Source organism: Anaerostipes sp. CAG:276 (assembly GCF_000432215.1).
In the GTDB taxonomy this organism is placed as follows: domain Bacteria; phylum Bacillota; class Clostridia; order Lachnospirales; family Lachnospiraceae; genus Anaerostipes; species Anaerostipes caccae.
On sequence record NZ_FR889172.1, the window covers coordinates 1 to 9,858 of the forward strand.

General features: G+C 45.9%; 12 protein-coding genes. All 12 read right to left on the reverse strand.

The window, feature by feature from the left end; all coding sequences use genetic code 11:
* Positions 1 to 83 (reverse strand): 30S ribosomal protein S2 (locus tag QVP35_RS16530; protein ID WP_032801517.1); only part of this gene is annotated, 83 nt, incomplete at its 3' end.
* Positions 84 to 234: 151 nt separating this feature from the next.
* Positions 235 to 1,005, reverse strand: a complete 771-nt coding sequence (gene codY, locus QVP35_RS01095) for a GTP-sensing pleiotropic transcriptional regulator CodY (protein ID WP_009289774.1) — start codon at positions 1,003 to 1,005, stop codon at positions 235 to 237.
* Positions 1,006 to 1,007: 2 nt separating this feature from the next.
* Positions 1,008 to 3,101: a type I DNA topoisomerase gene (gene topA, locus QVP35_RS01100; protein WP_006567147.1), complete on the reverse strand. Its 2,094-nt coding sequence runs from the start codon at positions 3,099 to 3,101 to the stop codon at positions 1,008 to 1,010.
* A 15-nt stretch (positions 3,102 to 3,116) separates the two neighbouring features.
* A complete protein-coding gene (gene dprA / locus QVP35_RS01105) occupies positions 3,117 to 4,196 on the reverse strand; it encodes a DNA-processing protein DprA (protein ID WP_006567148.1) in 1,080 nt (359 codons plus the stop codon).
* Complete coding sequence (locus tag QVP35_RS01110) at positions 4,189 to 5,706, reverse strand: YifB family Mg chelatase-like AAA ATPase (protein ID WP_022260699.1); 1,518 nt, start codon at positions 5,704 to 5,706, stop codon at positions 4,189 to 4,191. The genes dprA and QVP35_RS01110 overlap by 8 nt, the downstream gene beginning before the upstream one ends.
* Before the next feature lie 75 nt (positions 5,707 to 5,781).
* Positions 5,782 to 6,231, reverse strand: coding sequence for a transcriptional regulator NrdR (gene nrdR / locus QVP35_RS01115; protein ID WP_024727737.1), 450 nt, complete (start codon positions 6,229 to 6,231; stop codon positions 5,782 to 5,784).
* A gap of 106 nt (positions 6,232 to 6,337) precedes the next feature.
* Positions 6,338 to 6,583, reverse strand: a complete 246-nt coding sequence (locus QVP35_RS01120; protein ID WP_006567151.1) for a YlmC/YmxH family sporulation protein — start codon at positions 6,581 to 6,583, stop codon at positions 6,338 to 6,340.
* Positions 6,584 to 6,700: 117 nt separating this feature from the next.
* Positions 6,701 to 7,495 (reverse strand): RnfABCDGE type electron transport complex subunit B, encoded by a 795-nt coding sequence (locus QVP35_RS01125; protein ID WP_006567152.1) that lies wholly within the window; start codon positions 7,493 to 7,495, stop codon positions 6,701 to 6,703.
* Positions 7,496 to 7,508: 13 nt separating this feature from the next.
* Entirely contained in the window at positions 7,509 to 8,084 is a 576-nt protein-coding gene (gene rsxA, locus QVP35_RS01130) for an electron transport complex subunit RsxA (protein ID WP_006567153.1), read from the reverse strand.
* A gap of 12 nt (positions 8,085 to 8,096) precedes the next feature.
* A complete protein-coding gene (rsxE, locus tag QVP35_RS01135) occupies positions 8,097 to 8,798 on the reverse strand; it encodes an electron transport complex subunit RsxE (RefSeq protein ID WP_006567154.1) in 702 nt (233 codons plus the stop codon).
* Position 8,799: 1 nt separating this feature from the next.
* A complete protein-coding gene (locus QVP35_RS01140) occupies positions 8,800 to 9,411 on the reverse strand; it encodes an RnfABCDGE type electron transport complex subunit G (RefSeq protein WP_006567155.1) in 612 nt (203 codons plus the stop codon).
* A partial coding sequence (locus QVP35_RS01145; RefSeq protein WP_288187717.1) for an RnfABCDGE type electron transport complex subunit D occupies positions 9,404 to 9,858 on the reverse strand: 455 nt, incomplete at its 5' end. The genes QVP35_RS01140 and QVP35_RS01145, both read right to left, overlap by 8 nt.

Here is a 9,858-nt window from a genome sequence, read left to right on the forward strand (position 1 = left end):
GCCATTTTAGGATTCCATCTTCTTGTCTGATGTCCGAAATGAACACCTGCTTCTAATAACTGTTTCATTGAAATAACGCTCATAAAAAATCTCCTTTGGTTATGCTTCCACCATTGTCATTATCCCGGCAAACCTTTCGGCACCTACCGGAATTCCAACGGCGTGTTTATTTTTACCTTTGACAGTATAGCACATCTGTTTTACACAATGCAAGAAAAACTTCGCAATTTAAGCCTAGATACGCCCGGCACGGTTTAATTCGTCAAAAATCAGGTCATTTACAACTTTGATATAGGTCCCTTTCATACCGGAAGACCGGGACTCGATGACTCCTGCACTCTCCAGCTTTCTCAGTGCATTGACGATGACTGATCGGGTAATGCCGAAACGGTCGGCAATCTTGCTGGCAACCAAAATGCCCTCGCTGCCGTTCAGTTCATCAAAAATGTGATGAACCGCTTCCAGTTCCGTAAAGGAGAGAGTTCTGAAGGCAGATTCGATAATATTCTGCTTTCTGCGTTCACTCTCCATCTCTTCACTGACAGAACGCATCATCTCCAAACCAACGACTGTGGTTCCATATTCAGCCAATATGATATCATCGATCGTATAGTCATCTTCCATCCGGTACATAAACAGTGTGCCAAATCTCTCTCCCGCAATATCGATCGGAGAGATAATACCGCGGTAGCGGTGGATGTCACTCTCAAAACCGAGTGTCTGGAGATTTACATTCTCCTTCGTGGACAAGATTGTCAGCAGACGCTCATTTAAGTCCGTGTCAATATAATCCCCGATTTTACCGCTGATCATCTCTTCGATGGGATCTATATTCTCTGAATTTTGAATTCCTAAGATCTTTCCCTTTTTGCTGATAACGATCACATTGGAATCCATAACCTCCATCAGAACCTGACAGATGTCATTGAAAACGACTTTTTGTGAATTGTTGTTATGCAGTAATTTATTTATCTTCCTGGTTTTATCTAATAATTGTACACTCATAGCTACTCCTTATTTTTCGTAACTTCTTCCTCTTTCGGCAGATCACATACATATCCGCAGTGTTCGTCTGAACAAACCAGTTTCTTTCCTTTTTCCACCATATACTTTCCGCAGCGCTCACACTTGACGGTAGAAGGCTTCTGCCATGACATAAATTCGCATTCCGGGTTATCCTCACATCCGTAGTATTTCCGGCCCTTCTTGGTTTTTTTCAGGACGACTTCCTTTCCGCACAGCGGACATGGAACTCCAATCTTTTCAAAATGAGGCTTTGTGTTTCGGCAGTCAGGGAATCCCGGACAGGCCAGGAATTTCCCATACGGCCCGTATTTCACAACCATGTTGCGTCCGCACTGGTCACAGACTACATCGGTCACTTCATCCTCGATGGTCACCTGCTCCAGCTCTTTTTCTGCGGCCTCCACGGCTTCTTTCAGATCCGGATAGAAGTTTTCCACCACTGATTTCCAGTGGACCTTGCCTTCCTCCACCATATCTAAAAGTGCCTCCATCGTGGCGGTAAAATGCACATCCACAATAGACGGGAATGCCTTTTTCATCATGGTATTGACCGCTTCTCCAAGCTCCGTCATATACAGATTCTTCTTTTCCTTAACCACATACCTTCTGGCAATGATCGTCGATATGGTAGGAGCATACGTACTCGGCCGTCCGATACCCTGTTCTTCCAGGGTGCGGACAAGGGTTGCTTCCGTGTAGTGGGCCGGCGGCTGTGTAAAATGTTGTTTATGGTCAAACTCTTTTAACTTCAGTTCCGTGGAAGTATCAATACTTTTCAGTATGACATTTCCTTTTGATTTCTCATTGTCGATGTTGTACACAGTCAAAAATCCGTCAAAAACGATCTTGGATGCGGAGGCATTGAAACGGTATCCGTTGGCATCGATCTTTACGGATGTGGTCTCATACTTGGCTGCACTCATGCGGCTCGCCATAAACCGGTTCCAGATCAGCTGATAAAGCCTGAACTGGTCTCTGGAAAGCTGTTCTTTCAGGCTCGCCGGAGTATTTTCGATGTAAGTTGGACGAATCGCTTCATGGGCATCCTGTACATTTTTGCCGTCCTTTTTTGAAACTTGTCCGTTTCCGACAAAATCACTTCCATAAGTTTCGGAGATAAACTCTCTGGCATTTTTATCTGCCTCTTCCGAAATCCTTGTGGAGTCTGTACGAAGATAAGTAATCAATCCCACGGTGCCTTTCCCTTTAATGTCCACACCTTCATACAGCTGCTGGGCAATCCTCATGGTCTTTGCTGTCGGAAAATTCAGTTTGCTGGATGCATCCTGCTGCATCGTGCTGGTCGTAAACGGAAGCGGTGCTTTCTTGATACGCTCCCCTGTCTTTACGCTGTCAACATGAAACTCGGCTCCTTCCAATTCCGCAAGGATCTTGTTCAGCTGTTCTTCATTCTTAATCTCGATTTTCCCGTCTTTGTCACCGGCAAACTTGGCCTCCAGAGGCTTTTTGCTCCCTTTCACATTCAGGAAAGCATCCAGTGACCAGTATTCTTCCGGTATGAAAGCGCTGATCTCTTCTTCCCGGTCACAGATCAGGCGAAGAGCCACAGACTGTACCCGTCCTGCGCTCAATCCCCTCTTGATCTTTGCCCATAAAAGAGGACTGATCTTATACCCCACAATCCGGTCCAGGACACGCCTCGCCTGCTGGGCATCCACCAGGTCCATGTCAATCTCTCTCGCATGCTTTAAGGATTCCTTGACTGCATTCTTGGTGATCTCATTGAATGTGATACGGCTGCATTTTTTGTTCTCCAGTTTCAGCGCATAATAAAGATGCCATGAAATTGCTTCCCCCTCCCGGTCAGGGTCAGTCGCGAGATAAACTTTATCGGCCTTCTTCACTTCTTTTCTCAGTGCCGCCAATACTTCTCCCTTGCCCCGGATCGTAATATATTTTGGTTCAAAATTATGTTCCAGGTCGATTCCCATCGTACTCTTGGGGAGATCCCTCACATGACCGTTGGATGCAATGACTGTATAATTTTTCCCTAAAAATTTATTGATCGTCTTTGCTTTCGCTGGTGATTCTACAATTACTAAGTATTTTGGCATTTTTGCACCTCTTAATTATATTTTTATTATGTAATAATTTTTCAGTATTTCCTCTGCCAACCCCTGCCTCTTTAAATAGTATAAGGATGTCACAGTCTCTGTGACCGGCAGTCTTGCCTCCGAAGCTATCTGTTCCAGGCATTTGGGTTCCAAACTCAAAACATCATACACCATTTTTTCACCTCTAGCAAGTGAATTTTTATCAAATTGACAGACATTATGTGAAAATACTCTGAATTTTGGAAATTCATTTAAGATATCTTCGGGACCGGAAACCAGCTTGGCGCCTTGCTGGATCAGGCGGTGGCAGCCCCTTGATACATCACTCGTCACATTGCCCGGAAGTGCAAAAATTTCTTTATTTTGTTCCAATCCGCAGTCCGCTGTGATCAGAGATCCGCTTTTCTCTCTGGCCTCTACTACAAAGATTCCGTCGGAAAGTCCGCTGATGATCCTGTTCCTCTGCGGAAAGAGAAAAGAAAACGGCTCTACACCGGGACCATACTCAGAATAGATCACCCCCTGTTTCTCCACATCGGCGAAGAGTTTTTGATGAACTTTCGGATAGATCCGGTCAATCCCGCATCCCAAAACACCTGCCGTCGGCGCGCCTGCATCCAGGGCTCCCCTGTGAGAAGCTCCGTCGATTCCCCTGGCCATGCCGCTGACGATCAGAACACCTCTCCCGGACAGCTCCTTCGCAAAATATCCTGCCATCTCTCTTCCATATAAAGTACAGGATCTGGCCCCTACCATTGCGATGACCAGCCTTGATTCTCTCGGCCTGCCTTTTCTAAAAATCCCGAACGGATAGTCATAAATCTGTTTAAGCCGCTGCGGATAATCGGGTTCTTTCCATATAATATAGTCTGTTTTCTGCTTTTTTAACTCCTCGTACTTCTTACAGATATAAGATTCATCTCTTGTCTCAAGAAAAAGCCGGTACTGTCTTTTATTAAGAAATGATTTTGCAGTCTCTTCATTAAGTTTCCTGAGTTCTTCCGGGTGAAGAACGGCAGAAAGAATCTTACCCTGCGTCTTCCGGTTTATCTCAAGAAGCGACGTAAACCAAAACCACGAAAGCTTTTCATTCATACCCCACAGCCTCCGATAAAAACTCCATATTGCGCAGAGACAGTGCCTCTATAAGATGTCCCTCTCCTATCCCGCTTTGCTGCTCCATTCCGGCAATCGTTTTTGCTGTCCTCACAATCTTATGAATACCCCGCATTGAAATATGATGTTTCTTTTGTTCTTCTTTCAAAATTTTTTGGCTTTCTTTATTCAGAGGACAAATTTTTTCTATATCCTCTCCCTGTATCTGACTAAAATAAGAATACGGAGTATCCGAGAGTTCTCTCTGTTCCTCCCTGATATGCTCTAAGACCCTGCTGCGGATAACAGCCGAAGTTTCCGTCTCAGCGTCCATTTTCTTTGCCTCCTGTCCAACTGTAAGGATCAGGTCAAAACGGTCCAGTACGGGACCGGAAAGTCTGTGATAATAGGACCGCTTTTGACCCGCGCTGCACCGGCATGCCTCCGGAGTGAAGCTGTTGCCGCATGGACACGGGTTCATGGCCGCTGCAAGTAAAAAGTCCGCAGGCATGGTATAGTCTCTCCCAAGCCTGTTTAAAATAATCTGCTTATCTTCCAGTGGCTGTCTCAGTGCTTCAATGCATTTGGCGTCAAACTGTGCCAGTTCATCCAAAAACAGCACACCTTTGTGGGCAAGTGTGATCTCTCCGACTTTTGGAACCGCTCCCCCACCGATCAGCGCTCCTCTGGATATGGAAGAATGGGGTTTTCGGAAAGGCGGGCAAAAATCCCCTGCATCCCTGTGGATTCCTGCCGCCTGATAGAGAGCCTGCACCTCCAGGTATTCGTCCTCAGATAAACTATTCATAATAGAAGGAATCCGTTCCAGGGCCATAGTTTTGCCGCATCCCGGAGCTCCGATCAGAAGAATGTGATGTCTCCCGGTCACGGCGATCTCCAGAGCTCTTTTTAAGAGAGGCTGCCCTTTTATTTCCGAAAAATCAAGACACTGGCTGTTTAGAATTATCCTTTTTTTCTGAAAATGGTATGGAAGCACACACCCGTTTCTGAAATAGTCCACAGCATCGGAGAGATGTTTTACCGGAACCAATTCCACATCTTTCATATATACAAGAGATTCCATATCATCATAGGGAACCATAAACCGCCGGATGCCCTGCTTTTTTCCTTCCATGATGATGGGCAGGCACTGTCTGATCCCATGGACACTGCCGTCCAGTCCCAGCTCTCCCAGGAGGCAGATAGGCGGTTCTTTAGTAAATGGAATATAGTTGAGACCGGCCATAACGGCCGCTGCGATGGGAAGATCAAATGCAGTTCCTGTCTTTCTGATATCGGCAGGAGATAGATTAACGGTAACTTTCATCGGAGGGAGCGGACAGCCCAGAGCCCGCAGCGCGGATTCCACCCTGTGCCTGGATTCTTTTGCTTCATTAGAAAGGCGGCCTACCATAGTAAAGTATGGGAGACCGCTTCTTAATTCCGCTTCGACCTGAATGATACAGCCTGCGGCGCCTGAGACAATGCCGCTTAGCATCGAACAAAACATAAAGCCTCCTTCTTTCCCGGAAGCCTCTCAGCTAACAATATACTGTATCTTATCATATTTTCTAAATTTTTACAACTATTTCAGCAATTTTTTTAGTTCACTCATAAAGGTGTTCACATCTTTGAACTCTCTGTATATAGCGGCAAATCTTACATATGCCACCTCATTCAGTTCCTTCAGCTTGTCCATGACGATCTCTCCGATCAGGGAACTCTCCACCTCGCGCTGTCCGAGATTATAGATCTTTGTCTCGATCTCATCTACGATCTGATCGATCTGTCCCATGGATATAGGCAGTTTGTGGCAGGACTGTACGATACCCGCCTTGATCTTGGAGCGGTCATACATCTGTCTGGTCTTGTCCTTTTTGATCACAGACAGCGGTTCTGTCTCGATCTTTTCATAGGTCGTGAAACGCTTGCTGCAGTCGTCACACTGTCTTCTTCTCCTTATGGAGTTATTGTCTTCCGAATGTCTGGAATCAATGACTCTGGAATTTTCACTTCCGCAATAAGGGCACCTCATTTTTCTACCTCCCGGGCTATGCTTTTCTTTGTACTCTTTTGAGAGGCAGATCATGTCTGCCTCAAGATTTTCCATTCGTTAAAGGAAGTATATCATTTTTTCCAGATCACTTCAAACATTCTTTTTCATTAATATCCACCAATACAGTGTCACAGCCGATTCGAATGATCTTCTTATATGGAATATAATAAAACTCACCTTTTGTAAAGCACAGGATCTTTGTCGCTTTTGGAACGATCAGGCATAAAATCTGACCTGACGCCGGGTCAAACTCCAGATCGATGACACATCCCAGTTTATCTCCGGTCCGGCAGTTGATCACATCCTTTTCCCTTAACTCTAAAAACTTCATGAAACGCCACCCCAGAAAAATAGTTATAATAGTGTATGCACCAGGAAATAAAGTGTGACAAAAAGGCTGTATCCTCCAGTCAGATACAGCCTAATGATCTTTCTATCATTCACTTTATTATACCGTAATGATTTTTTTCGGACACTTTTTGGCACAGAGTCCGCAGTTGACACATTTCTCATAATCAATATGAGCAATATTATTTTCTACCGTAATCGCTCCAAGCTTACATTCCTTCGCACAAAGTCCGCAGCCGATGCATCCGGCTTTGCACACAGACATGACGTCTTTTCCCTTGTCTTTAGAATTACACTGTACTAAATGTTTCTTGTCATAAGGAACCAGTTCAATGAGTCCCTTCGGGCAGATATCGGTACATTTTCCGCAGCCGATGCACGCTTCTTTGTCAACATAGGCAATCCCGTTGACGATGGAAATTGCATTCTCAGGGCAGACCTGAGCGCAGCTTCCGAATCCCATACATCCGAAAGAGCAGGCCTTCGGCCCTTCTCCGGGCACATTCATCGCTTCCACACAGCTCATCTGTCCTGTATATTCGTATTTATTTGATGCTTTCTCACAGGTTCCTGCACACTTTACGAATGCCACCTGTTTTACGAAATCACCGGCTTCCACACCCATGATGGCACCGATTTTTTCTGCCGCTGAAGGCCCGCCTACCGGACAGGCATTGACCGCAGCTTCTCCGTTTGCGATCGCTTTTGCAAGCCCGTCACATCCGGCGTATCCGCATCCTCCGCAGTTATTGCCGGGAAGTTCTGCTCGGACTGCTACTTCTTTTTCATTGACCGGAACCTTAAACTTCTCAGAAGCGATTCCTAAAAGAATAGCAATGACCAAACCAATTCCTCCGACCACGACGGCCGCGAGAATAATTGCTGTAATATCCATTTATGCTACCTCCCTATATGATTCCTGAGAATCCAAAGAAAGCGATAGCCATCAGACCTGCCGTGACAAGAGTGATCGGCATTCCTTTGAAAGATTCCGGGATGTTGTTGTATTCTAGTTTCTCGCGGATACCGGCCAAGATCACGATGGCGATGGTAAATCCGACAGCCACTCCAAATCCGTTGACTACACTGGTAATAAAGTTGTAATCATACTGAACGTTATTCAATGCAACACCGAGCACCGCACAGTTGGTAGTGATCAGCGGAAGATATACGCCTAAAGACTCATAGAGAGCCGGCATAGATTTCTTTAAAAACATTTCCACGAACTGCACCAATGCCGCAATGACAAGAATAAATGCTATCGTCTGAAGATATTCCAGATGAAACGGCACGAGTATGCCAGCATAAACGAAATAGGTAACCGCTGAGGCGATCGTGATGACGAAAATAACCGCAGCGCCCATTCCGCCGGCGGTCTCTACCTTCTTGGATACACCAAGGAAAGGACAAAGGCCTAAGAACTGGCTCAATACTACGTTATTAACTAATGCCGCACCGATTGCGACTAATAATAAATTTGACATTGTTCATCCCCCCTATTTGTCGTCCACACTGTTATCAAAAAACCGGCTTCCGCAGGCACCGTTTCCGCAGCTTGCACAGTCGCCGCATCCGGAAGCCTGAGACTCTCCTGCTTTTTTCGGTTTCTTGTTTCTTACCTTATTCTGAACTGCAACAAGGCAGGCCAGGACAAAGAATGCTCCGGGAGCCAGGATAAAGATCGTAATCGGCTCATAAGCAGCCGGCATGATCTTTGCGCCAAAGATCGTACCTGCACCGAGGAGTTCACGGAAGGCTCCGATCACAGTCAGTGCAACAGTAAATCCAAGGCCCATTCCGACACCGTCGAAGAAAGAGAGCACTGCCCCGTTCTTAGATGCAAAGGATTCTGCGCGTCCCAGGATAATACAGTTTACTACGATCAAAGGAATGTAGATTCCAAGGCTTGCATTCAGTGACGGCACATATCCCTGCAAAAGGAACTGCACTACCGTTACGAGAGATGCAATAATGACAATATAGCCCGGAATACGGACTCTGTCAGGTATAATATTTCTCATGAGTCCAATGATCAGATTGGAAAACATTAAAACGGCCGTAGTGGAAAGTCCCATTCCTGCCCCGTTGATGGCGGATGTGGTTACCGCGAGGGTAGGACACATACCGAGCATTAAGACGAAAGTAGGATTTTCTTTGACAATACCGTTGATCAAACGTTCTATCGGATTACTTTTCATCTCAATTACCTCCTTTCAATGTATCCATTAAAGCAACACAGCTGTTGACTCCGCTTGTCACCGCACGGCTGGTGATCGTAGCGCCGCTGATGGCATCGACCTTTGCGTCGTCGCTCTTGCCGGAACCGTCTTTTACGACTTCAAACTGCTTTGCTTTTTTATTGTTAAAGTTGCTCTTGAACTCCTCTTCTTTTGCCTTCATACCAAGGCCCGCGGTCTCATTGATCGTCAGAGTCTCATATCCGTTGACCGTACCGTCATTTTTGACGCCGACAGAGAGAGTGATATCTCCGCCGTATCCGTCAGGGTTTGTCACGGAGAATACATATCCAAGACCTTTTCCGTCCTTATCTACTGCTTTGGCAATCTCACTGACCGTATTCTGGCCCAGATTCTTTGCCTTTAAAGCTTTGTTTATCTCTTTTTTATCAAGTTTCACTGCCTCAAAACGGTCTGCGTCTTTGAACACAGCCTTGTATGCTTCCTGTTTTGTCTTTTCTTCCTGCTTTGCAATCGGATCTTTGGTCACGTTGTAAACGAATCCAAGGATCAGTCCGGCAGCCAGAGTGATGATAAATAATTTAATACAGTCATTTACTAAACTTTTATTCATTGTCTTTGCCTCCTTTTGCCTTCACAATTCCAAACGGAGTCGGAACCGTAATCTTTTCAATCAGAGGAACAACCAGGTTCGCAATGATAATAGAGTAAGAAACTCCCTCTGCCATCGGTCCGAACAGTCGGAAAATACCGGTCAGCAGTCCGCAGAGGACGCCGAAGATGATCTTTCCTCTGGAAGTGATCGGTGAAGTTACATAGTCCGTTGCCATGAAGATCGCACCGAGCATCAAACCGCCGGAAAAAATCTCAGACGCCATGTAGGTGAGATCGAAGCCATGTCCTCCAAAAAGCAGTACGAAGACAGCCACCGTCGCCACATAGATGCATGGGATCAGCGGTGAGATCACTTTCTTTAATACCAGGTAGGCTCCTCCCAGGAGGAGAAGGACGGCGGATGTCTCTCCGATCGTTCCGGGGATGAATCCTGTAAAGACACTTC